The 23,577-nt window shown below is 71.0% G+C and carries 34 protein-coding genes and 1 pseudogene; 10 read left to right on the forward strand and 25 right to left on the reverse strand.

The window, feature by feature from the left end:
* Nucleotides 1–93: 93 nt before the first annotated feature.
* From ACQEU6_RS08860 to ACQEU6_RS08945, 18 genes are all read right to left on the reverse strand, one after another.
* A complete protein-coding gene (locus ACQEU6_RS08860; RefSeq protein WP_499330493.1) occupies nt 94–516 on the reverse strand; it encodes an Lsr2 family DNA-binding protein in 423 nt (140 codons plus the stop codon).
* A complete protein-coding gene (locus ACQEU6_RS08865; RefSeq protein WP_499330496.1) occupies nt 516–1,292 on the reverse strand; it encodes a phosphatase domain-containing protein in 777 nt (258 codons plus the stop codon). Before ACQEU6_RS08865 ends, ACQEU6_RS08860 begins: the two co-directional genes overlap by 1 nt.
* Nucleotides 1,292–1,732: a DUF6283 family protein gene (locus ACQEU6_RS08870; protein ID WP_499330498.1), complete on the reverse strand. Its 441-nt coding sequence runs from the start codon at nt 1,730–1,732 to the stop codon at nt 1,292–1,294. The genes ACQEU6_RS08865 and ACQEU6_RS08870 overlap by 1 nt, the downstream gene beginning before the upstream one ends.
* Nucleotides 1,733–1,748: 16 nt before the next feature.
* Entirely contained in the window at nt 1,749–2,273 is a 525-nt protein-coding gene (locus tag ACQEU6_RS08875; RefSeq protein WP_499330500.1) for a hypothetical protein, read from the reverse strand.
* Entirely contained in the window at nt 2,270–2,527 is a 258-nt protein-coding gene (locus ACQEU6_RS08880) for a hypothetical protein (protein WP_499330503.1), read from the reverse strand. The genes ACQEU6_RS08875 and ACQEU6_RS08880 overlap by 4 nt, the downstream gene beginning before the upstream one ends.
* On the reverse strand, nt 2,524–3,723 hold the full coding sequence (locus ACQEU6_RS08885; protein WP_499330505.1) for a hypothetical protein: 1,200 nt from the start codon (nt 3,721–3,723) through the stop codon (nt 2,524–2,526). The genes ACQEU6_RS08880 and ACQEU6_RS08885 overlap by 4 nt, the downstream gene beginning before the upstream one ends.
* Nucleotides 3,724–3,858: 135 nt before the next feature.
* Complete coding sequence (locus ACQEU6_RS08890) at nt 3,859–4,278, reverse strand: hypothetical protein (RefSeq protein WP_499330507.1); 420 nt, start codon at nt 4,276–4,278, stop codon at nt 3,859–3,861.
* Complete coding sequence (locus tag ACQEU6_RS08895; protein WP_499330508.1) at nt 4,271–4,609, reverse strand: WhiB family transcriptional regulator; 339 nt, start codon at nt 4,607–4,609, stop codon at nt 4,271–4,273. Before ACQEU6_RS08895 ends, ACQEU6_RS08890 begins: the two co-directional genes overlap by 8 nt.
* Nucleotides 4,606–4,902: a hypothetical protein gene (locus tag ACQEU6_RS08900; protein ID WP_499330510.1), complete on the reverse strand. Its 297-nt coding sequence runs from the start codon at nt 4,900–4,902 to the stop codon at nt 4,606–4,608. Before ACQEU6_RS08900 ends, ACQEU6_RS08895 begins: the two co-directional genes overlap by 4 nt.
* A 112-nt stretch (nt 4,903–5,014) precedes the next feature.
* Entirely contained in the window at nt 5,015–5,812 is a 798-nt protein-coding gene (locus ACQEU6_RS08905) for a hypothetical protein (RefSeq protein WP_499330511.1), read from the reverse strand.
* Nucleotides 5,805–6,272: a hypothetical protein gene (locus ACQEU6_RS08910; protein WP_499330513.1), complete on the reverse strand. Its 468-nt coding sequence runs from the start codon at nt 6,270–6,272 to the stop codon at nt 5,805–5,807. The genes ACQEU6_RS08905 and ACQEU6_RS08910 overlap by 8 nt, the downstream gene beginning before the upstream one ends.
* An 81-nt stretch (nt 6,273–6,353) precedes the next feature.
* A complete protein-coding gene (locus ACQEU6_RS08915; protein ID WP_499330515.1) occupies nt 6,354–7,190 on the reverse strand; it encodes a deazapurine DNA modification protein DpdA family protein in 837 nt (278 codons plus the stop codon).
* A gap of 68 nt (nt 7,191–7,258) precedes the next feature.
* Nucleotides 7,259–7,555, reverse strand: a complete 297-nt coding sequence (locus ACQEU6_RS08920) for a hypothetical protein (protein WP_499330517.1) — start codon at nt 7,553–7,555, stop codon at nt 7,259–7,261.
* The gene (locus ACQEU6_RS08925; protein ID WP_499330518.1) at nt 7,552–8,151 is read right to left on the reverse strand and encodes a hypothetical protein; all 600 of its coding nucleotides are present in this window, start codon (nt 8,149–8,151) and stop codon (nt 7,552–7,554) included. The genes ACQEU6_RS08920 and ACQEU6_RS08925 overlap by 4 nt, the downstream gene beginning before the upstream one ends.
* Nucleotides 8,148–8,522 carry a hypothetical protein gene (locus ACQEU6_RS08930; RefSeq protein WP_499330519.1) on the reverse strand — a complete coding sequence of 125 codons (375 nt, stop codon included), beginning with the start codon at nt 8,520–8,522 and terminating at the stop codon, nt 8,148–8,150. Before ACQEU6_RS08930 ends, ACQEU6_RS08925 begins: the two co-directional genes overlap by 4 nt.
* Nucleotides 8,522–8,974: a hypothetical protein gene (locus ACQEU6_RS08935; protein WP_499330521.1), complete on the reverse strand. Its 453-nt coding sequence runs from the start codon at nt 8,972–8,974 to the stop codon at nt 8,522–8,524. Before ACQEU6_RS08935 ends, ACQEU6_RS08930 begins: the two co-directional genes overlap by 1 nt.
* Nucleotides 8,975–9,075: 101 nt before the next feature.
* Nucleotides 9,076–10,110: a recombinase RecT gene (locus ACQEU6_RS08940; protein WP_499330523.1), complete on the reverse strand. Its 1,035-nt coding sequence runs from the start codon at nt 10,108–10,110 to the stop codon at nt 9,076–9,078.
* Nucleotides 10,107–11,489, reverse strand: a complete 1,383-nt coding sequence (locus tag ACQEU6_RS08945; protein WP_499330525.1) for a YqaJ viral recombinase family nuclease — start codon at nt 11,487–11,489, stop codon at nt 10,107–10,109. Before ACQEU6_RS08945 ends, ACQEU6_RS08940 begins: the two co-directional genes overlap by 4 nt.
* Nucleotides 11,490–11,664: 175 nt before the next feature.
* On the opposite strand from ACQEU6_RS08945, the gene ACQEU6_RS08950 reads away from it, so the two are divergent.
* Nucleotides 11,665–11,898 (forward strand): hypothetical protein, encoded by a 234-nt coding sequence (locus ACQEU6_RS08950; protein WP_499330526.1) that lies wholly within the window; start codon nt 11,665–11,667, stop codon nt 11,896–11,898.
* 14 nt (nt 11,899–11,912) lie between these two features.
* On the opposite strand, the gene ACQEU6_RS08955 is transcribed toward ACQEU6_RS08950, so the two are convergent.
* The 4 genes from ACQEU6_RS08955 to ACQEU6_RS08970 form a co-directional block, all read right to left on the reverse strand.
* Nucleotides 11,913–12,818 (reverse strand): hypothetical protein, encoded by a 906-nt coding sequence (locus ACQEU6_RS08955; protein WP_499330528.1) that lies wholly within the window; start codon nt 12,816–12,818, stop codon nt 11,913–11,915.
* A complete protein-coding gene (locus ACQEU6_RS08960) occupies nt 12,818–12,970 on the reverse strand; it encodes a hypothetical protein (RefSeq protein ID WP_499330529.1) in 153 nt (50 codons plus the stop codon). The genes ACQEU6_RS08955 and ACQEU6_RS08960 overlap by 1 nt, the downstream gene beginning before the upstream one ends.
* 85 nt (nt 12,971–13,055) lie before the next feature.
* Nucleotides 13,056–13,259 carry a hypothetical protein gene (locus ACQEU6_RS08965; protein ID WP_499330532.1) on the reverse strand — a complete coding sequence of 68 codons (204 nt, stop codon included), beginning with the start codon at nt 13,257–13,259 and terminating at the stop codon, nt 13,056–13,058.
* Complete coding sequence (locus tag ACQEU6_RS08970) at nt 13,256–13,528, reverse strand: hypothetical protein (protein WP_499330533.1); 273 nt, start codon at nt 13,526–13,528, stop codon at nt 13,256–13,258. Before ACQEU6_RS08970 ends, ACQEU6_RS08965 begins: the two co-directional genes overlap by 4 nt.
* Nucleotides 13,529–13,778: 250 nt before the next feature.
* On the opposite strand from ACQEU6_RS08970, the gene ACQEU6_RS08975 reads away from it, so the two are divergent.
* Both ACQEU6_RS08975 and ACQEU6_RS08980 read left to right on the forward strand, forming a co-directional pair.
* On the forward strand, nt 13,779–14,261 hold the full coding sequence (locus ACQEU6_RS08975) for a helix-turn-helix domain-containing protein (protein WP_499330534.1): 483 nt from the start codon (nt 13,779–13,781) through the stop codon (nt 14,259–14,261).
* 250 nt (nt 14,262–14,511) lie between these two features.
* Entirely contained in the window at nt 14,512–14,700 is a 189-nt protein-coding gene (locus ACQEU6_RS08980) for a hypothetical protein (RefSeq protein ID WP_499330536.1), read from the forward strand.
* A 60-nt stretch (nt 14,701–14,760) separates the two neighbouring features.
* On the opposite strand, the gene ACQEU6_RS08985 is transcribed toward ACQEU6_RS08980, so the two are convergent.
* Together ACQEU6_RS08985 and ACQEU6_RS08990 are read right to left on the reverse strand one after the other, a co-directional pair.
* Nucleotides 14,761–16,545: a recombinase family protein gene (locus ACQEU6_RS08985; protein WP_499330537.1), complete on the reverse strand. Its 1,785-nt coding sequence runs from the start codon at nt 16,543–16,545 to the stop codon at nt 14,761–14,763.
* A gap of 39 nt (nt 16,546–16,584) precedes the next feature.
* Complete coding sequence (locus tag ACQEU6_RS08990) at nt 16,585–17,346, reverse strand: hypothetical protein (RefSeq protein WP_499330539.1); 762 nt, start codon at nt 17,344–17,346, stop codon at nt 16,585–16,587.
* Nucleotides 17,347–17,541: 195 nt separating this feature from the next.
* Between ACQEU6_RS08990 and ACQEU6_RS08995 the strand changes: the two genes are divergently transcribed.
* The 7 genes and pseudogenes from ACQEU6_RS08995 to ACQEU6_RS09025 all read left to right on the forward strand — a co-directional run bounded on the left by ACQEU6_RS08995 (nt 17,542) and on the right by ACQEU6_RS09025 (nt 21,762).
* Nucleotides 17,542–18,273, forward strand: coding sequence for a GntR family transcriptional regulator (locus tag ACQEU6_RS08995; protein WP_499330540.1), 732 nt, complete (start codon nt 17,542–17,544; stop codon nt 18,271–18,273).
* A 101-nt stretch (nt 18,274–18,374) separates the two neighbouring features.
* A complete protein-coding gene (gene ulaA / locus ACQEU6_RS09000; RefSeq protein ID WP_499330541.1) occupies nt 18,375–19,808 on the forward strand; it encodes a PTS ascorbate transporter subunit IIC in 1,434 nt (477 codons plus the stop codon).
* Between the two features lie 82 nt (nt 19,809–19,890).
* Nucleotides 19,891–20,193 carry a PTS sugar transporter subunit IIB gene (locus ACQEU6_RS09005; protein WP_499330543.1) on the forward strand — a complete coding sequence of 101 codons (303 nt, stop codon included), beginning with the start codon at nt 19,891–19,893 and terminating at the stop codon, nt 20,191–20,193.
* Complete coding sequence (locus ACQEU6_RS09010) at nt 20,190–20,672, forward strand: PTS sugar transporter subunit IIA (protein ID WP_499330544.1); 483 nt, start codon at nt 20,190–20,192, stop codon at nt 20,670–20,672. The genes ACQEU6_RS09005 and ACQEU6_RS09010 overlap by 4 nt, the downstream gene beginning before the upstream one ends.
* Nucleotides 20,665–21,051: pseudogene (locus tag ACQEU6_RS09015) on the forward strand (SIS domain-containing protein); the annotation flags it as partial. The gene ACQEU6_RS09010 and the pseudogene ACQEU6_RS09015, both read left to right, overlap by 8 nt.
* A gap of 2 nt (nt 21,052–21,053) precedes the next feature.
* A complete protein-coding gene (locus ACQEU6_RS09020; protein WP_499340589.1) occupies nt 21,054–21,407 on the forward strand; it encodes a phosphoheptose isomerase family protein in 354 nt (117 codons plus the stop codon).
* A gap of 97 nt (nt 21,408–21,504) precedes the next feature.
* Nucleotides 21,505–21,762: an EF-hand domain-containing protein gene (locus tag ACQEU6_RS09025; protein ID WP_499330546.1), complete on the forward strand. Its 258-nt coding sequence runs from the start codon at nt 21,505–21,507 to the stop codon at nt 21,760–21,762.
* Between the two features lie 78 nt (nt 21,763–21,840).
* On the opposite strand, the gene pgi is transcribed toward ACQEU6_RS09025, so the two are convergent.
* The gene (pgi, locus tag ACQEU6_RS09030) at nt 21,841–23,469 is read right to left on the reverse strand and encodes a glucose-6-phosphate isomerase (protein ID WP_499330548.1); all 1,629 of its coding nucleotides are present in this window, start codon (nt 23,467–23,469) and stop codon (nt 21,841–21,843) included.
* Nucleotides 23,470–23,577 lie beyond the last annotated feature (108 nt).

Consider the following 23,577-nt stretch of genomic DNA (forward strand, 5'->3'; position numbering starts at 1 on the left):
GGCTCTCCCTCCTCGTTCGGTGGTGTCGTTGCAGATCAGCGGCCGATATTGGCGGACGTCGAGGCCGTCGGGCCGTGCCGGGAGCTGCGGGGCTTAGAGCCGTAATCCGTTCCGGTGGGCCTTGAGGGCGGCGGCCTCGTACTCGGCGTAGACGCGGGCCGGGATCCTGCGGGGCGGGCACGGGATGCCGGCGGCCGCGGCCCAAGCGCGGACCTGGGTCGGGGTGGGGGTGGTTCGGGGTGGGGCGGTCTGGGTTCGCACCCTGTCGGGGTCCAGGTGCCCGCCGAGCGCGGCGAGGGCGACGGCGTGGACTGGGCCGGTCGCGCCGAGCTTGTCCGCGGCGGTGGCCAGGACGCGCCGGAAGGTCCGGGCAGACATGCCCAGGTGGTGCGCTGCCTGGTCCTGGCTGAGCCCGATCGCGCTTGTGGTGAGCACGTCCACCTCCAGGGTGGTGAGCTCGTTCTCGAGTGCGGGGTCGGGCAGGGGCGCGCCGTTGGCCAGATCAGGGGTGGTCATCAGAAGGCGCCTTCCGCGCACTGAAGGACGATCAGGCCCAGCTCGCGCCACATCGCCACGACGCTCGCTTGGTCGTCCAGGACGGCAGTGACGTGCTGCGGGGCGACGTACCTCTCGTACAGCTCCCGCTTGACGACCGTGGCCGGCCGGTAGTCGCCGGGGGTGCGCATCAGCAGTGCCTCACCGGGCACTCCGACGTGGGCGGCCAGCCACGTGCCGGTGGCGGCGCGGCATTCGCCGGAGCGGCCGGTCACGTAGATGATGCGGTGCCCTGCGGCGTCGAGGGCCTGCACGATGGAGATGACCGGCCGGTTCGGCAGGTCCTCCCCCACGCGGGTCCAGTCGAAGGGGCGGCGGACGTCCGGGCGGGTCTCGTCGCGGTGGGCGACGGTCCCGTCGATGTCGACCAGGTACAGCTGGTCGGGGTCGACGGGCTCGGCGAGCTGGATGCCGAGGGCATCGGCCATGAGCTCGTTCAGGGTGATTCGCGTGCCGGTGGGGAACTTGGTCAGCGGCGTGCGGCCAGCCGCGGCGGGTTGCAGGCCGAGGTCTTCGTGCGCCTGACGCAGCCCTGCGGGCGTGAGGTGGTAGTAGCGGACGTCTCCGCGCCACCTGCCTTCTGCGAGATCTTCGATCTCCAGCTGCTCCAGGGTGTCGGCGGCGATCCCCGGCGAGATGCCGGTGACGTTGGCCAGGCGCCCGGCGTCGAGGTTGTCGGCGCGGGTCAGCAGGGCGAGCTTGATCCGCCGCACAAAGTCGTGGTTGTGCTCGGGCATCAGAGGGTCTCCGTGAGGGCGTGGCGGTGGGCGGTTTCCATCGCCTGGTAGGTGGGGAACAGCTCGGGCCAGCCGCGGCGGGGTGCCAGGGCGGCGGCGGGAAGCGCGCCGATCGCGACGGCGTACCGGACGGTGAGGTGGTGCTGGCCGACGATGGCGAGCCAGCCGGAGCACAGCCAGCCCGGCACCAGGTCGATGGCGTGGCAGGCGAACATGGGTGCGCCGATCGGTGCTTCCCTGCCGGGTTCGCCGATGGTGTCGGCCGCGTACTCGGCGACGTTCGGGTAGGCGATGCGGTGGGCGGTGTCGACCCGCCACGGGCAGGTGGGGCAGGGGCGGGCGCAATGGGCGATGCGCGGCCCTGCGGTGCGAGTGGCGCCCGTCTCGGCGAGTCGCCTCACCGGTTGCTCGGCGTGGGTGAGGCTGGCCAGGGGGTTCATGATGTTCCTTCCGTGGTCACAGCAGGGATGCCTGGACAGGGCTCGGCGGGGCGGGCGCGGATTCTGCTGGTGGCGGCGGGGTGGCGAGCGCGGGGCGGGACGGCGCCCGGGGCAGCGTGCGGGTGACGGCGCGGGCGGCCTGGACGGCGGCGCGTTCGGTGCGGCGCTGGTCGAGGGGCTGGGCGCAGATCTGGCGGAGGATCCGCTTGGAGGCGTTCTCGTCCTTGGACTCCCATCGGCAGGTACCGCACGCGCCGACCGGGTTGTGGTGGCGGCACAGCTGCATCTGGCCGGAGGCTGCGGCGCGGGCGTTGCGGTTGTTGAGGCGGCCGGTCGGCGACAGCGGTTTCTGTCCGGCGGGGAGCGTGAAGGGGTCGACCTGCTGTACGGCGTAGATCCGGAGGGCCTCGACGCGGGCCGGGCCGAGGACCTGTGCGCAGTGGTCGCCGACGAACCATTCTTTGCTGGCGTGCAGGGCCCGCCCGCACTTCAGGCACACGTGGGTGTCGGTCGCGGCCAGGGTCGGGCGGCGGCGGGTCACTGGTCACTCCACAGGCGGCGGGCGGCGGCCGAGGGGTCGCCGAGCTGGCGGGTGAGGTCGGCGAGGTGGGCGAGGTGGGCGGCGAGTTCGCGGCAGTCCGTCGACGTCAGCTCCTCGGACTCGACCTCGACCAAGGGCCAGGCCTGCGCGGGGTCCTGGTCGCCGTTGACGCCCGATCGGTGCGCGTGGCGGTCCAGGAGCCGGGCGGTGATGGTGGCGGCCATGGCGGCGATCTTGGTGCGGAGGGCGGTCATCCGTGGTTCCTTCGGGCCCGGTTCGCGCGGTCCATGGCGTCGCGGGCCGTGCGGCGGGCTTCGTCTGCGGGCAGCGGGGTTTCGGCGTCGTTCTCGTCGGCGTCCTGGTCGGTGATGGACTTCATGAGGGGCGGCTGGGAGGCGTGCCCGGGCGGCCGGTGGTCACAGCGGCGGGGGTTGTCTTCGCGCGTCAGGCCGTTGTGGTCGCAGCGGGGGCAGGCGTCGATCGCGGCGCGGCGCGCCTGGGGGCTGACCGGTCGGCCGTCGATGAGGCGGAAGTCGGGGTGCTCGTCGTGTGCGGCGGGTTCCGGTTCGGCGCTGCCCCAGGGGCGTGCGCGGCCCTCGATGCGGTCCTCGGCGGTCATGAGGACGTCGGTCAGGTCGCCGTGCTCGTGCATGGAGGCGAGGTAGCCCGGCATCGAGTTGATCGGGATGCCGCGCGCGCGGGCGTCGGCGCGGACCTGCTGGACGACGAGCGCGGCGGTCAGCGCGCCGGCGTTCAGGTTCTCGGTCAGCCAGCGGATGCCTCTGCGGTCCTGGACCTCGTCACCGAACTCCCCGCCGGGCTCGGGCCGAGGATCGGTGTTACGCGTAACGTCACGGGCCCCTCCCCCCGCACCCCCCACCAGACCGGACTGACCGATCTCGTCGCCGCTGCTGGTGTCTTCGTTGCTCTCGACGCGGGACCTGGAAGATCTATCCCGTCCCGTCCCGGGGTTACGCGTAACAGAGCCGGTGTCGCGGGTTTCGCCGGCTGGATCGTCCGCAGGTCTGGCGTGGGGGCAGTTCTTGGGGAGGCACAGGTGGTGTTCGCCCCGGTCATGCGCCCTTTTCCGCTGCATCCGCAGTTTGGAGTTCGGGGCGTTGTCGCGCATCCCCCGCGGCGGGATGTGCTCGTCGATCCGGGGCAGTGTGACGGTCCCGAGCGTCACACGTGACGGACTTTGTGACGTCACATGTGACGTCACGTTACGCGTAACGATGGCGTAGCCGATCGCCTCCAGCTCGGCGATGCACCGGTCCGGATCCGGGACGTCCGACGCTCGGAGGGCCTGTTCCAGCGGCAACCGCCCGTCCCACCGGCGCGACCGCGAGCAGTGCTCGATCATCGCCTTGTAGTGCCACCGCGCCTCATAGGAGACGCCGTCCCATTCCACCCGCTGGGTGTAGTCGTCAGAGTCACGCAGCCAGGCCACGTCACGCTCCCGCCGCGTTCATACGCGATGTCACTCGGAGGTCCCTTCTTTCGGGCTGAGCCCCTACGTGGATGGATGAGGTCGAGCGAGGCGGCGACTCCCCGCCCGGGACGCGCTAGGGCGCGCTGGTAGTCGTCACCCGATGTCCCTCCGGGCGGCCTCGTGCTCGCAGGCGCCGTGTTCGCGCCGTGCGCGCATGCAGTCGATGCAGCTGTAGGACCGCTCCAACGGTTTGCTGCGGTCCCGGTAGAAGCGGGCGAGGGAAAGTTCCTGGCCGCAGCACGAGCAGCGGCGCCGCATCGGCACTACGCACGCCCCGCGGGGGGTGGGCGCGGTCGATGTCCAGGCGAGCAGGTCTTCGATCGGCCGGCTGTCCGGCACCATCGCGGCCAGCAGCACAATCAGTTCCTGCGCCGCCTGTTCGGTGATGCCGTGGCGGGCGAACCAGTCCTTGACGCCTTCCGGGTCGAGGTCCCGGACGTTGCAGATGATGTCGGTGGCGGCAGGCAGCCGCGCCGCCAGGCGGACGTCGCGCTCGTCGACGGGATCACTCACCGGCGCCGCCCTCCTCGCGGCGGCGACGCCGCTCGTGCATGGCGACCGCCCGTTCGCTGTTGCGGATCGAGCGGCGGGTGCTGGCGGTCATCGCGGCGACGACACCGCCCACGTCCTGTGCCGCGGGGAGTTGGAGGACCCAGGTGTGGCAGTCCCGCAGGATCGGGCAGGGGCGGCAGCCGGCCATCGCTATGCGTTCCCGGTCGCGGTCGGCCCAGACCTTGGGGTTCAGGCTGCACGGGGTGGGCGGGTCGTCGCGGCCGGGCCGCGGCTGCCGGTGGGCTGACCGGTAATGCATCTTGTCGAGGGTCGGGATGGTCTGTGCGGTCATTCGTCCCATCCGCACTGGTGGAGGGCTCTGGCGATCTGCCGGTCCGCGCGGAGCCGGTCGCCGATCGCGCCGAAGGTGCGTTCTTGCACCGGGTCGGGCAGCACGTCGACGCGCTCGGGGTGGCCGGGCATCGCCTCGATCTCCACGCCCTGGTGCGCGACGCAGTCCGAGCAGCCGCCGCGGCGGAGTCGGACCGCGAGCCAGATGATGGCGATCAGAGTCACGGTCATGATGGCGACAAGGGCGCTCCACGCGAGAAGCTCGGCCGTGGTGATCACGAGGAGCTCGTTCACCGGTCATCGCCCTGTCGGCCCTGGCGGACGCGCTGCTTGAGCGCCTCCCAGACCAAGGCGCCGTTCGCGCCGAGCAGTCGCCGGATGATCCGGGTCATGAGCGAGTGGCGGTTCATCCCGCGGTCGTTTCGCCAGCGGCCGCGGCGCGCAGCCTGGGAAGGTTGGACCGCAGGCACTGCTCCCATTCCTGGCCGTGCATCAGCCCCGAGGCGATGGTCTCTTCCCATTCGTCCACGAGCACCTGCACCGCCAGGGCGATCGCCCTGTGGCGCTCCCGTTCGCGGGCGCGTCCGCGCCGCGCGGACATGTACGCACTCCAGAGCCTCTGGGCCTTGGCGGCCAGCACTTCGTAGGCAGCACCCCGCCCTGCCAGATCGGACCGCGCTCTGGCGAGGTCAGCACGGAGCTGTCTGATCGCATCGCGGTACTCGGACCCGAGCGCCTGCTCGTCGGTCGCCGGGTGGCCGATCTCGTCGACGATGCGCTGCGCAAGCCGGGCTGCCTGCGGTTGGGCTTGGACCCAGCCGCGCAGGCCGCCGGTGGCCACCTGGTCCAGGACCGCTCGCGCAGCGCCGAGCAGACGCCGCTCGTAGCAGAGTCGCTTCACCTCACCGCGCAGCTCTATCGCCTCGGGTTGGAGCAGCGCCGAGTGCATCGTCATGATCTGCTCGATGCGCTCGGCGTCGGAGAGAGGCGCGCCGTTGACGCTTTCGGCGTCCTTGGCCTCTTCCTCTTCACACAGCACCTTGGCCGCCACCGAGTACTTATCGGCGAGCCGCCTGTGCGCTCGGGCCCCGGGGGTGGTCTCCCATTCGGCGCGGGCAGTCTGGACCGCCCTGTGGATGAGGTCGTCGACAACGGCATACATCTGGCGCAGAGCGGTGGCGTCGATGAGGTCCGACTTAGTCACGGAGATCCTCCAGAGGAGGCAGTCCGCAGCCGGGCCGGTCCACGCACCCCAGGTTGGCCTCACCGAGCTGGCCGGCGCCGGTGTTGCAGTCTTCGCAGTCGGGCTCGTCCGCGTCCGTGCTCTTGCGGTACCGCAGCTCCGGCGGCCCGTACTTGCGCAAGAAGTCGCTGACGTGTTCCTCTCGCCCGCCGCTGGCCGGCAGGAGCCGGGCCGGGGTGACCGCGAACCAGTCTCGGTCGTGCCGGTCGCCCCACACGTCGCCGTCCTGGGGCGGCCAGTCGGCGGGCGCGACGCGCTTGATTTCGGCCTGGGGCGGCAGCGGCCAGTGCGCGGTGCCGCCGTCGGGGGTGGGCACCTTGATGGTGACGGTGCCGTCGGGGCCCTGCCGGTGGACGCGGACCGGCTTGAGGGTGACCTCGATCATTTCGTCCGGGTCGTACTGCTCGTCTGGCTCAGGCACCGGTGACCTCCCAATGCGCGGAAGCCGCGAGGGCTGCGGGTGCGTTCAACGTGGTCTCCTGTGTGTTCGTCACGGCGTAGCTCAGACCGCCAGGTCGAAGGCGCTGGCGGGGAAGATGGATCGCTGGATCGGGGCGGGCACGTAGGCGAGGGACTCGGCGACCCTCGCGTGCCAGGCGAGGGCGTAGTGGAGGCAGTTGGAGCAACTGGCCTTGTCGCAGTCGGGGTCTGGCCGGTGGTAGCCGCCCTTGGACCAAGCGCCCGAGTCGCTGGTCTCGATCAGGTCGGCGTACTTGCGGACGCCGACGGTCTTGAACCCGAACGCGTGGATGGGCAACTCGGGGTCCAGGTCGTGGAGCGCGAGGAGGATCTCTCCGACCTCTTCGGTGCGCTCCCGCTTGCACACCGACCCAAGGCCGACGACGGCTTGCCAGGTCAGGTCCACGCCAGCGTCGCCGTACATGTCCCAGCAATTCAGGTAGTCGGCTTGTGTCCAGCCCTGGAGCGTCGGCATGAACGGGCAGTCCTCGTCGGAGACGTCCGCCCAGAGGCGCTTCAGCTCCACGAAGTTCGCGACTGTGCGGGCCTGGTGTTCCCGGACGGTCAGGCCGGTCTTGGCGAGCTGCTCCGCCTCGCACATCCAATCCTGCGGCGCAGCCCAGCCGAGCTTCCCGATCTCGGTGTCGTAGCGCAGGGTGGCGGCGACGTACTCGGCCGGGGTCGTCCGCCACGTCCCGTACAGGTCGAGCTCGGAGAACCCTCCCGAGTCGAGGCCCCACCAGTGCAGCGCCGGCCGCAGGCGACGCCCGGAGGTGAGCCGCCGCGCGAGCCTGCGGTGGCTCACGAAAAGCGGCGGCATGCCCGGGTGGTCCAGGTGGAGCCACTCGTCCATGTGAGTGGTCAGATACACGGTCGGCACGTCGGGTCCTCGTAGTCGTGGGGTGTCCGGCCCGCCCCGGAGCAGGGAGAGCGGGGCGGGCCAGACGGTCAGGGGTGCGGGTGGTGGAGGTGCGCGCGGCAGCGGCGGCCCGCTCCAGCCCGCCGGTCATGCATCCGAGTGGCGGACTCGGAGGCCGAGACGATCAGGCACGCTCCGGCCAGGGACGACAGCGCCGCGAGGAGCCCCACGCTGAGCGGGTTCAGGGCCTGGCTGGCGACGACCACGAGCGTGGCCACCACCGCGGTGACGGCGGCGGTGACGGCGGCGAGCGCGGCGCGGTGCAGGCACCGGGCCTGGATCGGTCCGGGCCGCTTGTGCCGGGGGTGCCCCGCGGCGGTCGTCACTGCCCGGCCCCGTTGGAGTTGTGCCGCCCGTTGCGCAGGCGGGCGAGGCCGCGGGACGGAGTGGAATCGGCCGCCGGCTGCTCCTCGTAGGGCGGCGGCGCGGTGCCCATGGGGCCGGTCGGCACCTGCCCCTCAGCCGGGTAGGGCGGCTGGAGCTGCTGGGCGATGGTCCGCCTGTTCTCCTCCTCCCGCCGCGCCGCTTCGCGCCGGGCCGCCTCCTCCCACCGGGTCTTGGGGTGCGGGCGGCCCGCGTCCTCGACCAGCCGCGCGACGTTCATGGCGTGCAGCTCGGCCTTGCGGCGGGCCTGCTCGGCCCGGGAGCTCAGGGTGCCGATGCTCGCCGCGACCGTGCGGAGCATGGCCTCCTGCGCGGAGATGTCCCGCTCGATCGCCTCCTTCCTGCGGTGCAACTCCGCCAGGCTGGCGGTGCGATGCTGGTGGTCCTGTTGCAGCGGCACCGCCTCCCCGTGGAGCTTGTCCTGCTCCTCCTTGGAGCGCAGGTGCATCGCCCAGTACTCGTCGAGGACGTCGTCGGTGACCTGGTCGGCCTGATCGTCCTGGCCGCTCTGGTCGTTCTGGCTGCTGCTGATCGTCATGCGGTTGGCCTTTCGGTAAGGGCGCGGCTGCGGGCAGGCTGCTGCTTGGCCTTGCGGATGCGGGCGGTCCGGCGCTCGCGGGGGGTCACGGGCCGGACGGGCTTGGGGGTGGGGGGCGGGGGCAGGGCGACCAGCCGGTAGGAGGCGCACCCGAACTCGCGGCGCAGGACCTTGCCTCCGGCCGGGGTCACCTCGAACGAGGTGCGGGAGGTCGACGAGGCCCGGTCCAGGACGGCGGCCGCCGCCTTCGGGGACATGTGCAGGATCGCGGCCAGGTTCAGGTCCGGCAGCGGCACCGTCGGGTTGGCCTCCAGCCAGTCCAGGAGGAGGCGGGCGTCGCGGATCTGCTGGGTGCGAGGCGTGGGCTCCATCAGATGCCTTCCAGGATGGTGAGGGTCGGGGTGGAGGCGGCCCGCAGCGAGTCGGCGTCGCGGCGGACGGTGTCGGCCCACCACGCGGCGCCGGTGTAGGTACCGGCGAGCGCGGCGGTGAAGTCGCGGTGCAGGCCGGTGAGGGTCTGGATGTTCTCGGGAGTGAGGTCGCGGACCTCCGAGCCGCAGCCGGCGGAGTTCCAGCCGGTGAACACCACCGGCCCGGCCAGCGGCCGGAACACCCCTCCGAGCCGGATCGCAACGAGCGCGCCGAGGGTGTTGCGGGGGCACCGGTCCGGCAGCGAGAACCCGCAGTCGTTGACGAACGCGGCCATGCGGACCCCTGGATGGAGCCTCACCAGGTCGGCGCCCTCGGGGCCGAGGGCGGGCATGTAGTCGCCGTCGCGGATGTGCAGCTGCTGCTCGTTGTCGATCAGCGCGTAGAGGGGCATACCAGTCCTGTCTTGTCGCGGGTCAGGGGTGCGCCCGGCCGGGGTCCCGCCCCTGCGCCGGAAGGCGCTGGGGCGGGTGGTGCCGGGCATCGGGGGGCGCTTCACGGCGCTTCCCTGGGCTCGTCACGCGGCGAGGTCTGGGCCTTCTTGGCGGCCCGGAAGGCGGCGTGGTGGGCATCGGCGGCCAGGTCGTCGGCGGTGGTGGCGGCCCATGCCTCCCGGGGGAGGTTCACGACGCTGGACGGCACACGGTTGCCGTGCTCGGCTTGGTCTTCGTGGTCCATGAGCTGCCGCATCTCCGGCGAGGTGGGCAGGCCCCTGGCGGCCTGGCGAACTGCCGTCTTCAGCCACATGTCCGCGAACCGGGTGTGCCACAGCGAGTCGAAGGTCCCGGCCTCCTCTGCGCGCCGGTAGTGCCGGGACCAGTCATCCCGGATCGCCTCCGCGCGCTCCCGCGTGCAGAAGTGGATCTGTGAGCGGGCCCCGTTGCCCAGCCAGGCGAAGCAGTACGCGACCAGCGGCGGGCCAGGGTTCACGACGTTCTTCACGTGGGTGAAGTCGTCAGGCGCGGGCTTGCCCTGGTCGATCCGCCAGGTGTCGCCGTGCCGGATGTGGTCGAACGTGACGGACTTGACCAGGCCAGAGCGGTACATCAACTCCAGATAGCCCTGGTACATCGGAACGAAGTCGGCGTGGCGGCCGTCCGCGATGATCACCGCGTGCTTGCCGTCCGGGAGGAGCCCGAAGTACGCGCTCTGGACGAGCGCCATCAGCACGGACTGGGGGTCGCAGCGCTGGAGCCGGGTGTCGTTGTAGAGAGCGGTGAGGGCGGCGGCGGCGAACGCGCCGGGCCGCACGCAGTCCGGGAGGGCCTCGGCCCAGAACGGGGCGTGCGCGTCGAGCCAACTCCGGAGAACGTCACGGGTGGCCAGGTTGACCAGGCCACCGCCGGCGTGCTGGTCGGAGTGCCCGAGCAGCCCTTCCGGCCGCCCGCTCCCCCGGCCGGAGGGTCCGGTGGGGTTGAACGGGTTCACGGTCGGGGCGGGGCCCGCCCCCTCGCGGGGGCGGTCGCCGTGCGCGTCGTGGCCCTGGCCGGGGATGACCAGGCGGCGGACCCTGTCCTTGAGCGCGCTCACTGCGCCTCCCCCGCACCAGCAGAGGCCTTCGCCGAAGTCCTGGCCTTCGCCTTCGCGGTCTTGGCGGCCTTCGTCTTGGGCGGCTTGTGGGTGCGGAGCACCCGGGCGCGGTACTGGCCGTACAGGTCGGGCTGCTCGGCCTTGAACCGGTCAAGGTCGAACACCTCGGCGAGGGTGACGTACTCGGCGACCAACTCGGGGTGGTCCTCGGCGAACTTCGACCTGCTGAAGGTTCCGTTGGCGCACCAGGACACGGCCTTGTGCCCGTCGACCATCCCGAACTCGGCGTCCCCCAGGGCGCGCCGCAGGCGGTTCTCGACCTCGCGGAGGTTCTCCTCCTCGGCCTTGATCCGGGCCTTGATCGCCTCCCGGTCACCCTTGAGCCGCTTGGTCTCCTCCGGGTCGAGGATCGTCACCGTGCCGGGCTTGACCCGCCACAGGTGATTGAGGAGCTCGGTGGTCGCGGCGGAGCCGTCCACGTTGGGCTCGACGCCACCCACGATGTGGGTGGCGTACCAGCCCTTGGCCCACTCCACGAGCTGGGCGAGGAACTCCTCGTCCCGCTCGATCCGGTACCAGCGCATCTGGTTGCCGCCGAGCAGGACGGCGACGTACCCGGCGTCGAATCCGGACACGGCCAGGCCCCAGTGGACCTGGATCGCGACCGAGTCCGGGATGTCGTCCTCGTCGTCACCCCATTCGTGGTCCTGGTAGGCGGACCTCTGTTTGCATTCCAAGAACGCGGTGGCCTGCGGCGGGGTGGCCTGATGGCGGCGGAGCTTAGAGCGTCGGCGGCGGCCGCGGGCCAGGCTGGGGCAGGTTGGGCAGTGCTCGCAGCACGCCTCGCAGGTCTCGGGGTCGCAGCACGGTGCGGTGTCGCCGGGCCCGGCGGGCATCCCCGGCTGGTGGGTGCCGCATTCGCAGCTCTCCACCACCAAGAAGTCCAGGTTCGCGCCCATCCAGTCCGCTTGAGCGTGCACGAGCATCCCGGGATTGGGACGGATGCCGTGCGGGGACTCCTCGGCGAACGCCTCGGCGATCACCGGTTCCATCCGCAGCCCCCAGCGGGCGGCTTCACGGACTCGGGCCGCCTTGGTGTTGGGCCTGGTGCCGCGCATCTCGTGCCAGACGGCCAGGGGGGAGGAGTACTCCCCTTTCTCCAGACCCATGCACGCGGCGAGCCGGGAGGCGGTCATGCGCTGTGCGCGGGCGGCGTCCCAGTCGGCTTTCCTGGCTCGGGGCGGCAGAAGCAGCATCCCGGTCGGAGTGGCCATCACCGTCTGCCGGGGCCGGTGGGCGCGGCCGGCCAGGTGGCGGCGGGCCAGTTCCTGGACGGCGGTCCCCCGGTTGCTGGAGTTCAGCACGGGCGGGTGGGACAAGGTTGCTACCTCAGTTCCAAAGGGCGGAGACATGCCTTGAAATGCATATCTGTGGGTGTGGCCACAACCATAGTGGGAGCACCCACAGACCACAAGAGGAAATTGTGGCTACGCCCACAATCGGGCCCGAGGAGCCCGCCGACCTGCCTGTGGGTGTGGCCATACACTGAGCGCCATGGACGACAGGACGTGGTGGAAATACGTGGTCGAACACGCCGGCACCGAGAACCAATCGGAGATCGCCGCCCGGATCGGCCGCCACCCCTCGTCCCTCAACAAGTGGCCCCAGGGCGCAACACCCCGCGTCGAATCGGTCCGCGCCTTCGCCGAGGCATATGACCGCCCTGTCCTGGAGGCATTCGTCGCGGCCGGCCTGCTCAGCGAAGCGGAGGCGCGACGGGGTCTGTGAGCCCCGCCGCGCGTTCACTCGCCACCGACCAGCGCCTGAACATCGACCCAACGCCGCGACACAGCGTCGAGGATGGCCTTCTCCTGCTCCATACGGCTGGTAGCCGCGTCCCACAGCAGGTCGTCGCGCCACGCGCTGATCTCGTCCTCGATCAGCGCCGAGAGCGTCGCCGGGTCGAGCGCGTCCAGCTCCCAACTCGACGAGCCGTGCTTGCGGATGTAGCCGCGGGCTCGCGAGTCGGTCAACTTCGCTGGATTCGGCGGCGGCCGGTACTGGTCGACCTGGTCGCGGTTCAGCGCGATCCGGCGGACCCGGGATGCGTGGGCGCCGAAGAGTGCCAGGCGGTCACCGATGTCGCGTGACATGTCGATCCCGCTCGGGTCGTGGTCGCCGAGGTGGATCACCGCGGTTCCCTGTCCGACCTCGGCATAACGGGCCAGCCGTTGAGCCGCGGCCCACAGTTCCGATTGGCTGGTGTAGCCGCGGCAGGAGAAGTACGGGACGTCGTTGCGGTTGCAGACTCGTTGGATCACACCGACAAGGGCGTCTTTCTCGATCCAGACCTCGACCCTGAAGGGCTGGTCGGCCCATCGGTCTGTGAGGTACTGCGCGGCGACTGCGTCGATGATCTGGCGGGGGTTGTCCCAGTGGGACAGGCCACGCAGGTTGCGGGTGCGGTCGACGATGTAGCGCCAGTCGATCAACCCGGCCAACCGCGCGTCGGAGACGATCTGCCCGAGCCTCTTGTACTCGGACTGCTGGTTGGGGATCCAGTCGCGGGAGACGAATTGGTAGTAGAGCTGCCGCAGGGTCAAGTCGTAGCCCTGGGCGGCGTAGTCCGCGCAGATCTCGTTCGCTCGACGGATGATCGCCATCCGCTCCGCAGAGAATTGGCGAGGCACGTACTCGATGCGCGGCATCACTGCGTCCGGAAGCCGTGCGAGGAGTCGGTGTCGGCGCATCGTGCGACGACGTCCTCGGGCAGCGGCAGGCGATGGTCGGCCAGGCGCTTGTAGGCGGGGTCATTCACGGCCGCGCGGGCCCCCTTCGGGGTGGCGGCTGACTGCTGCATACTTTTCTTCACGACCCGTATCTCCTGTCTGCGGGTCACGGCTTGAGCACGGCCCTCGGATTCACGGTCCGGGGGCCGTTCGCCGTTACGCCGCGGTGGTGTGCTGCCGCCCGGCTACATGCCGGGCAAGGATGTGGTCGACTTCGCCCGCGAACAGCGGTGCGAGCCGAGCGATGTGCTGCGGGGTCGGCGCGGGCGCACGGTCGGCGACTTCGCGTCGGGCGGCCTGCTGGATCGCGGCGCGGGTTACGGCGGGGACCGACGCACGCAGCTCGGCGAGGGTGTTCACCCGGCCGCCTGCGCGGCCTGGCGGCGGGCGCGGCGAGCCTTGGCGGACTGCCGGCCGAGCTCCGCGTAGTACTCGCTCTTGGCTTCCTCAGCCCGCTGCATGCGCTCGCTGGCCGGAAGGGTCCCGTCGGGGTCGACCTCGGTCTCGAAGCGCCGGAGCGCCGCCATGCGGGCGGGCCGGGTGCGGGCAGCCGGGTCTTCGGTCTTCTCCCACGAGACCCGCACGGCCCGTTTCGCGCGCTCCTGCCTCTGCTCGGGCGTCATCGCCACCAGCCCCCATCTCTCTGCGTGTGCCCAGAGGCTAGAACAGCGCTCCGCTTCTGCGCAAGCACCGAGATATGGAGCGGTCCTTTCTCTGCGCCGAAGCGGAACGAAGGTGTGGCAGGTAGGCAACACGTGCCGTATCGACCTGCCGAAAGGTGTCGCGAAGGGGCGTCGTGCTAGCGTCCTGCGGCATCGCAACGCTGTACTAAGCGATACCGTCTGCATCGGCGCGGACTCAGACCTCAGAGGTGGAGCGATGTCCGATCAAGAGCGCATGCACGAGGCCCGAAGACGCCGGGAGGACGCGAAGTCCGAGGCCGCCCGGCAGTTCGGCCAGTGGCTCGAAGCCGAGATGACCGAGCGGGGCATGTCCAACGTCGAGCTCCAGGACCGCATCGGCATCAACAACAGCACGATCGGGTTCTGGCGCCGAGGGGTGCGGATGCCCGACGACTGGGCCACGCTGCGGATGATCGCCGACGTCATGGAAACACCGGCCCCCAGGCTCGCTGTCCTCATTGGCCTGTTCCGCTCCGAAGAGCTGGACGGCGTGGAGGCTCCTGTCCGCACCGAGGAGATTGCGCGCGCCTGGGTCCGCAGCCATCCCGAGCGGGCCCTGGAGGAGCTGTACGACTGGATTCAGCGCGAGCCCCAGAAGGCCATGGCGGCGGTGATGGCTCCGATCGCCGCGTCCGATGCGGCTCGACGGAAGCTTGGCATCCCCGACAGCCCGTCTTAACGCAGAGCGACCGAACTTCTCACTTACGCTCCCGTAACGTCACGATCAAATTACGGCACGTCCACAGGTAGCCAAGCGAACACACCTAAACGTCTAATGGGTGAACGGCCGGGGGTATGGCGATTGTCGGAGGCGTTATTGCAGGGAGTCGGGGTTGCGAAAACTGATCCTCCTCAGCACTGGGACTGCCACAGCGATCCTTTGGATCGCTCTACCAGAGCTGAGTGAGCGGGTGCGGGTCCCACTGCTCTTGTGGTCAGCGATTACCGTCACGGTGGCGCTGCTCGACGAGCGCCGTCCCACCCGCACTTATGCAGAAGCGGCCTACCAGGGCGCAGAGCCCGCCTACCAGGCCGGCTTCATCGCCGGGTTCGACGCGGCGAACGCGAACAGGGAGCCCGTCCGGGCTCACGCAGGACAGCAGGGGCGCAAGACCTAGCGTCGGCAAGAGCAGCAAGGCCCCGGCAGCCACGAGCGAGCCGGGGCCTTCAGCATTCGGTCAGCTGGCCAGCGCGAACTCTCGCCACGTCACATCGATCGTCTCGTCGATCGGCACGCCCTTGCGGCCACGGCCGACCTTCTTCATCTCCAACCGAACGAACAGCGTCTTGATGACCTCGCGTTGCCTGAAGAGAGTGAGGCGGTCCCACGCCGCCTCCACGTCAGTGCGGTCGGGCTTTACCAGTCCACGCAACACGGGGTACCGCTGGGTGGCGTCGATGTCAGCGTCCACCTCAGCGATCAGCTCCACCAGGTTCTTCTCGGTCGCGGCAGCCAACCGGTCGGACATGCCGTTCCGGCCGGCGGTTTCGTACAGGCCATCCAGTCTCTGCTGTAGCTCGCCGCGCTGGTCCATCAAGGCACGCAGATTCGACGCTGATCGCTCGTCCGCGAGGAGCGCCTCAGCAGCCTCCGGCGAGCTCAACCATTCGAGGACGAGCTCGACGATGTACAGCTCGGTCGGCCGCCGCGGGCGTGCCGTGCAGGCTCGGCGGCCGGGGAGCCGCCCCCGCCCCACGCATATGTAGTGCTGATGAGGGCGGGTCGTCTTCGCTCCCTCAGCTCCGTCGCCGTCGTCGCCGTCCTCACCCTGCACGCTCGTGGTCCCTCCGCATATCGCGCAGGACAAGAGCCCGCTGAGCAGGTACTTCAGCGAGTGGTCGCGGTTGGGTCGCCCCTGTGAACGCCGCGCGAACTTCGCTACGAGGGCCAGGTGGTCCTCAACGCTTATGTACGCGGGCCATACGGCCACGTGCAGACTCTCATGGTGCCTGCGCAGTCCGGCGTAGGAGGGGTTGGTGACTATGGTCCTGATCGAAGATGTCGTGAACTGGCTATTGGTGCCCGTCAGGATTCCCGCGACCCCGAGTTCGCGGGCCATGACGAACTCCTTGTCGCCTTCAATGCTGCGTTGCAACAACATGTGGACCACACGTTCGCGGGTGAACCACAGCAGGCCCTTGTCGGTCCGGATCGCTGGATCGAGCGCCCACCACGGCGGCTGCCTGCGCGAATCCTCGTCCAGCAGATCCTGAAGGCGCGGGTCCAGGGGACGCCATCCCATGGCGAAGCGCCCCAGCGGAGTCGGCCACAGCTCCGGCAGCGCGGCGACCGCGATGAACAAGGCCGCGTTGACGGCCCAGAGATTGATCCGCCGCCGTTCGTCCTTCACCTGTCGCAGGAGGGCGCCGTTCGTCGAGCTATGCAGGCGGTAGTAGCCGAACAGCAGGCGGCCGTGCGGCTTGCCCGCCCTGGCCTCGTGGGACTTGTCGCGCATCACCCGCTTCCGCGTGACGCCGACCTCGCGGATGCCGAGCGCGAAGTACAGGTCGAGCTGGAAAGCGTCTTCCGGGTCGGCCAGGTCGTAGACACGGCCGCTCGCAGCGATCTTGACGTCACGTTCTTCGCAGTGGTGCGCCAAGCTGGCCCACACCAGCCGGTCCCGGGTCAGCCGCGAGGGTTCCCACACCACGAGGACATCGATCTTGCCGGCGGCGATCAACTCCAGGAGCGCCTGCCACTCCTCTCGCACGCCACGCGAGTACTTCGAGGCCCCCTTGGAGTTATCCACCCACACGCCGACCAGGTCCCACTGCTCCTTGGCGACGTGGGCCCGGCCCTCGGTCTCCTGCTGCGCTACCGAGCGCCCCGTGTCCTTCAGGTCATGGGAGACACGCGCATAGATCGCCGCACGCAGTGGCCGGACTCCAGCAGGGGCAGCTGCGATAGCGCCTGCGCTGCTGCTCGATGACGCAGGCAACTCGCGCGGAGGTCTGGGGGGCATGAACGAACCGTACCGGCATAATTATTGACAGACGAGGTTCTACCCGTCCATCGCGACCTTGCGGTGGCCGTGCACGAACACGTTGTTGTGCGGCGCCACCTGCCGGTAGTCCAGGATCGACATGTAGTAGAAGCCGTTGGAGTCGGTCCGGACGTCGGCCCACGCGCACTCGGGCCGCGCGTAGTCGCCGCCCGACGCCCAGGGGAAGTTGGTCTTGCAGCCCTCCGGCGAGTAGCCGTTGACCCGGCCGTCCGGATAGTCCCAGGACCCGTCCCGCCGGCCGCCGAAGTCCAGGCCCCGCAGGGTCATCTCCACCCGGTACTCGGCGGGCAGGTCGCGGGTCGAGCGGATGACGACGCCCGCCTGGTGGCCCGGCTCGTCCAGCCGGGCCACGCCGCCGCGGGAGGTGAGCGTGGGCGGCGCGTCCGGCCGGCCGTCCCCGTCGGCGTCGCGGGAGGCCAGTTCGGCGGTGAGCCAGCCGCGCTTCCCGAACGCGAACGACTTGCGGTAGGTCTTCATCTTCGCGAGCTGCTGCCGGAACGCCGGGCCGCCCATGGTGTCGAAGTAGGCGCCGTCGTTGTCGTAGACGTCGACGTTGTACGGACTGGACGGACCGTCGCCGTCGGGCTTCCAGGGTGCCTTCGCGTCGTCGATGCGCCGGTCGAAGGGTTCGGCGGCGACCAGCCTCCAGCCGTCCCGGGCTCCGGGCCGGCCGGTGTCCGCCTGGGCCGGCGCGGCGAGCGCCGCCGGCATGAGCATCGGGAGGGCGAGCGCCACGGCGCCGCGCACGAGCTTCCTCATCTGGCCGCCTTCCTGGCCGCGGTGGACGCGGCGTCGACACGGTCGGATCGGCGTCGTCCGGCCGATCTTCCGCGACGGTAGTTCCGGCCTTCCGGTCATGACCACGGCAAACATCGACAAAGTGGTATTGACCAGTCACCATAATGGGACATACCGTGTGCGACGACAGGAACCGTCGCAAAGGAGGTGACAGGCGTGCCATCCGCCGGTGAGCCCCGATCCGCGAGCACGAAACGGCAGGCGGTGCGCCGCGAACTGCTCGCCATGCTGGACGGCCTGGACGTCGGCGACGCCCTGCCCTCCGAGCGCCGGCTGGCCGAGGATCTCGGCGTCTCGCGGCCGACGCTGCGCCAGGCGATCGACGGGCTCGTGGCCGAGGGCCTGCTCGACCGGCGGCACGGCAGCGGGACCTACGTGGCGGAACCCCGGATCGCCGTGTCGCTGACCATGACCTCGTTCACCGAGGACATGATCAGGCGCGGGATGAAGCCGGGCGGCAGGGTCCTGTCGTTCCGCACCGAGACCGCGGGGGCGCGGATCGGCCGCCGGCTGGCCCTGTCGCCCGTCGAAGAGGTATTTACCATTCGTCGGCTCCGGATGGCCGACGAGGCGCCCATGGCCATCGAGACCCTCTACCTTCCGCGGGCGCTGCTTCCGGACCTGCGGCGCGGCGACCTGGAAGGGCGGTCGTTCTACGACCTGCTCCGGGGCAACGGCGTCGAGATCGCCTCGGGCACCGAGACCATCGAGCCGACCGTCACCACCGCCGAGGAGGCCGCAGAACTCGGCGTCCCGGTGCACATGCCGGCGTTCCTGTTCGAGCGGATCACCAGGGACGCGGGCGGCCGGCCGCTGGAGTACGTCCGGTCCCTCTACCGCGGCGACCGGTACCGGCTGGAACTGGACCTGCGACCACCGAACCACTGACCGCCCGCCCGGGCGCCGAGTCCCGGGCGCATGATCGTCCGTCCGCGCTGACGGGGGCGACAGCGCACCACCCATCCCCCGAGATGTGAGGCGAGTTCACCATGGACGTCATCAAGGACATCCTCACCTTCCTGGCCGACAACGTGTTCGGCCAGGTGCCCATCCTCATCGGGCTCATCACGCTGGCGGGCCTGCTGCTGCAGCGCAAGCGGTTCGAGGACGTCTTCGCCGGGGCGCTGCGCGCCACGATCGGCGTGGTCATCCTGTTCATCGGCGTGGAGGTCTTCACCGGCGGGCTGACGAGCTTCCAGACGGTGCTCGCCAGCGCGATGGGGACCACGCCGCCGAAGGCCGACAACACCCTCGCCGACTTCCTCGGTGACCAGGGCGGGACGATCGCGCTGGTGATCACGGTCGCGTTCCTCGCGCACGTGCTGATCGTGCGGCTCTTCCCCGCGGCCCGGTACCTGTACCTGACCGGGCACCTGATGTTCTGGGTCAGCACGGTCACCGTCGCGTCCCTGGTGACGATCGCGCCCGGCGCCGACCAGCTCACGCTCGTGCTCTGCGGGGCCGGGTTCGTCGCCGCGTACTGGACGCTCCAGCCGCTGTGGATGCGGCCGCTGATGCGCCGCGTCATGCCGGACGACCGGTTCGGGTTCGCGCACACCAGCTCGCTCGCCTGCCTGATCACCGGATACGCGGCCCGCCCGCTCGGCAGCCGCGAGAAGCACGACACCGAGAAGCTGAAGCTCCCGCGCCAGCTGTCGTTCTTCAAGGACGTCAACGTCAGCACCGCGCTGATCGTCACCGTGATCATGCTGGCCGGGGTCGCGTTCGCCGACCACGGCGTGGTGACCAAGGCCGCGGCCGAGATGGACGACAAGCTGTCGCCGTGGGTGTGGGCGGTCCTGGTGGGCCTGCGCTTCGCGGGCGGGATCGCGATCCTGCTGTTCGGCGTGCGGATGTTCCTCGGCGAGATCGTCCCGGCGTTCAAGGGGTTCAGCGACCGCGTCATCCCGGGCACCCGCCCCGCGCTGGACGCGCCCACCGTGTTCCCGGTCGCCCCGACCGCCGTCATGGTCGGGTTCGTCGCCTCCACGGCGGTGTTCCTGGTCTGCCTCGCGGTGTTCGCCGCCGCCGGCTGGTTCACCCTCGCCCCGCCCATGATCATGCTGTTCTTCGTGGGCGGCGCGGCGGCGCTGTTCGGCAACGTGGTGGCGGGCTGGCGCGGCGCGGTCCTCGGCGGCGTCATCACCGGGCTGATCCTGGCCGTCGGGCAGGCCGTCACCTGGGGCCTGTACGAGCGGACCGCGCCCGAGCTGGCGACGCTCGCCGACCCCGACTGGTACGCGATCGGCTGGTTGCTGAAGGCGGCGGACCCGGTCGTCGGCGGCGGGTCGATCTGGCTCGTCCCCGCGGTCGCGGTCGGCGCGATGATCATCACCCTGGTGCTCCTCGGCCGCGCCGAGAAGCACCGGGCGGTGCGGGACGAGGAGGCGGCGCCCGAGACCCCGGCCCCCGCGGAGGCCTGACGGACCGCGGAGGCCCGACGGACGTCGGAGGCCCGGCGGGCACCCGCCGGGCCGACCGACCCTACGAGGAGAGAAGGACGACATGGCACTGGACCGGCAACTGGAGATCCTCGCGGTCTGCGGCGTCGGCATGGGCTCCAGCCTGATGCTCAAGATGACCGCCGAGGACGCGCTGCGCTCGCTCGGCGTGGAGGCCCGGGTGGAGAACACCGACGTGTCCACGGCGCGCGGGATGTCGCCCGACGTGGTGATCGGCCAGGGCATGCACACCGGCGAGATCGCCGACCTGGCGCCCGTGGTGATCACCATCAGCGACTTCCTGGACAAGGAGGGCCTGGAGGCCCAGCTCAGGGAGCGCTTCACCGAGCAGGGCTGGCTCTCGTGACGGCCCGTGCCGAGGGCGCGGCCGGCGGGCCCGCCGCACCGGGCCCGGTCGTCGCCGCGGACGACGAGGCGACCGCGGGCGACTGGCGGGAGGCCGTCCGCGCGGCGGCCGGCGCGCTGGTCGCCGCGGGCGCGGCGGGCGAGGGCTACCCGGAGGCGTGCGTCCGGGTCGTGGAGGAGAACGGCCCGTACATCGTGCTGACCAAGGGCCTCGCCCTCGTCCACGCCCGCCCCGAGGAGGGCGGCCTGGCCGTCGGCGTCGGCGTGACCCGGCTGGCCGCGCCGGTCGGGTTCGGCCATCCCGACAACGACCCGGTCGACCTGCTGCTGGCGTTCTGCACGCCCGACCCCGACGCGCACGTCGGCACCCTGTCCGGGCTGGCGCGCGCGTTGTCGGGCGGCCTCGCCGACCGGCTGCGCGCCGCGTCCGGCGAGGACGACCTGGCCCGCATCCTGAAGGAGGCTCTGCCGAATGCCTGACGCGGCGTCCTCCGGGTTCCCCGCCAGAGTGCGGACCCTGCTCGACGACCTCGACGCGGCCTCGGGCGGGGCGGCCGGCGACGCGGCCGCCCTGCTCCTCGACGCGATCGAGGCCGGCGGGATCGTGCACGTCGCCGGCGCCGGGCATTCCCTGGCGATGGTCTGCGAGACGTTCTACCGGGCCGGCGGCCTCGCCGCCGTCCGCCCGATCTGGGACCCCGCCGTGTTCCCCCTCGACCACGCGCTGCGCAGCACCCGCGCCGAGCGGCGGGACGGGGTGGGGCGCGCGGTGGTCGAGAGGGCCGCGCCCGCGCCGCCCGACGTCGCGGTCGTGTTCTCCACCAGCGGCCGCAACCCCTATCCGGTGGAGGTCGCGCGGGAGTGCGCGGCGCGGGGCGTGCCGGTCGTCGCGGTGACGTCGGCGCGGGCGGCGCGGGCGCGGCGGCGCGGGCCGACACGACCCTCGCCGACCACGCGGCCATCGTGCTCGACACGTGCGTCCCACCCGGGGACGTGCTGCATCCGGCGGGCGCGCCGCGCACCGCGGCGGTCTCCACCGTCCTCGCCGCCTACGCGTGGGCGCGGGTGCTCGCCGACCTCGACGACCTCGCGGCGGCGCGCGGGGTGGAGCCGCCGCGCTGGACGAGCGCGAACGTCGCCGGCGGCGACGAGGTGAACGCCGCGCTGCTGGAGCGCTACCGCCACCGCGTCCCCGAGCTGACGGGCGGGGGCTGAAGGGGAACCCGGCGTCGTCCCCCGGCGTTTCTCATATGGCCGAACCGGCCCCTGTGACAGGATGCGGGGCTAAATTCGGACCGGAACGAGGAGCGAGATGACGACGAGACCGACCGGGGACGACCTTCCTGCCGTGTTCACACGCGCGGACCTCGGCGGCGACGAGAAGCTCGACCTGATGGAGTTCACGCTCGCGCTGGAGGAGCTCGGACTGTCCTGGACGAGGGCCGAGACGCAGGACAGGTTCGAGAGGGCGGACAGCAACCTCGACGGGTTCATCTCCTATGGAGAGTTCCGCGCCGTCCTGGAGACCCAGGGCTGGGTCGAGGGGCCCCTGCCCGGCGCGCGCGCCTGACGGCGGAGCGAGCAGGAACAGGAAAGGGCCCGCCGGACGACCGGCGGGCCCTTGCGCGCCTCTGGGGCCGCGACGACGTCAGACGCTGCGTCCGCGCAGCCCGCGGTACCTGCGCACGAGCGCGCCGGTGGACGGGTCGGGCACCTCGGACGGCGGCTCCTGCGAGGTGAGGGCGGGGGCGAGGTCCATCGCCATGACCTTGCCGAGCTCGACGCCCCACTGGTCGAAGGAGTCGATGCCCCAGATCGTCCCCTCGACGAACACGATGTGCTCGTAGAGCGCGACGAGCGAGCCGAGGGTCTTCGGGGTGAGCTTCGGCGCGAGGAGCGTGCTGGTCGGCCGGTTGCCCGGCATGACCTTGTGCGGGACGACCGCCGCGGGCGCGCCCTCGGCGGCGATCTCCTCGGCGGTCTTGCCGAACGCCAGCGCCGAGGTCTGCGCGAGCATGTTCGCGGTGAGCAGGTCGTGCATCCCCTCGCGGTCCTCGAACGGCTCGGCGAAGCCGATGAAGTCCGCGGGCACGAGCCGGGTGCCCTGGTGCAGCAGCTGGTAGAAGGCGTGCTGGCCGTTGGTGCCCGGCTCGCCCCAGAAGATCGCGCCGGTCTGCGCGATGACGGGCGCGCCGTCGGCCCGCACCGACTTGCCGTTGGACTCCATCGTCAGCTGCTGGAGGTAGGCGGGGAACCGCGACAGCCGCTGGCTGTAGGGCAGGACCGCCCGGGTCTGCGCGCCGAAGAAGTCGGTGTACCAGACGCCGAGCAGCCCCATCAGCACCGGCATGTTCGCCTCGAACGGCGCGGTCCGGAAGTGCTCGTCGACCTCCCGGAACCCGGCGAGCATCTCGCGGAACGCCTCGCCGCCGATCGCGATCATCAGTGACAGGCCGATGGCGCCGTCGAAGGAGTAGCGCCCGCCCACCCAGTCCCAGAAGCCGAACATGTTGGCGGTGTCGATGCCGAACTCGGCGACGCGCTCGGCGTTGGTCGACACGGCGACGAAGTGGCGGGAGACGGCGTCGTCGCCGAGCCGCTCGGTCAGCCACCGCCGCGCGACCTTGGCGTTGGTGAGGGTCTCCAGCGTCCCGAACGTCTTGGAGCTGATGACGAACAGCGTCTGCTCCGGGTCGAGGCCGGCGAGCCTGCCGAGGATGTCGGCCGGATCGATGTTGGAGACGAACCGGCAGGAGACGCCAGCGTCGGCGAAGTCGTGCAGCGCCTCGTAGGCCATGGCGGGGCCGAGGTCGGAGCCGCCGATGCCGATGTTGACCACGGTCGTGATGCGCTTGCCGGTGGAGCCCGTCCACTCCCCCGACCGGACGCGGCCGGCGAAGTCGGCCATCCGGTCCAGCACGGCGTGCACGTCGGCCGCGACGTCCTGCCCGTCCACGGTCAGGGCCTCGCCGGGAGGCAGTCGCAGCGCGGTGTGGAGGACGGCGCGGTCCTCGCTGACGTTGATGTGCTCCCCGCCGAACATCGCCTCGATCCTGGCGCGCAGCCCGGCCCGCTCGGCGAGCGCCGCGAGCAGCGTCAGGGTCTCGCCGGTGACGCGGTGCTTGGAGTAGTCCAGGTACAGGTCCCCCGCGGTCACGGTCATCCGGTCGGCGCGGCCCGGGTCCTGCGCGAAGAGCTCGCGCAGGTGCCGCCCGGCGATCGCCGCGTGGTGCTCAGCGAGCGCGGTCCATTCGGGCGACTCGGTGATATCAGCCATTGCCTCTCTCATCTCCTCGTGGGGGCGGGGGCGTACCCCCGCGGGCGGGCGCCGAACGTCCCCCGGGCGCCGCGCCGCTCCCCACCGGTGATCATAGGTTCGACCGCG

This window comes from Spirillospora sp. CA-108201 (assembly GCF_050936235.1).
In the GTDB taxonomy this organism is placed as follows: domain Bacteria; phylum Actinomycetota; class Actinomycetes; order Streptosporangiales; family Streptosporangiaceae; genus Spirillospora.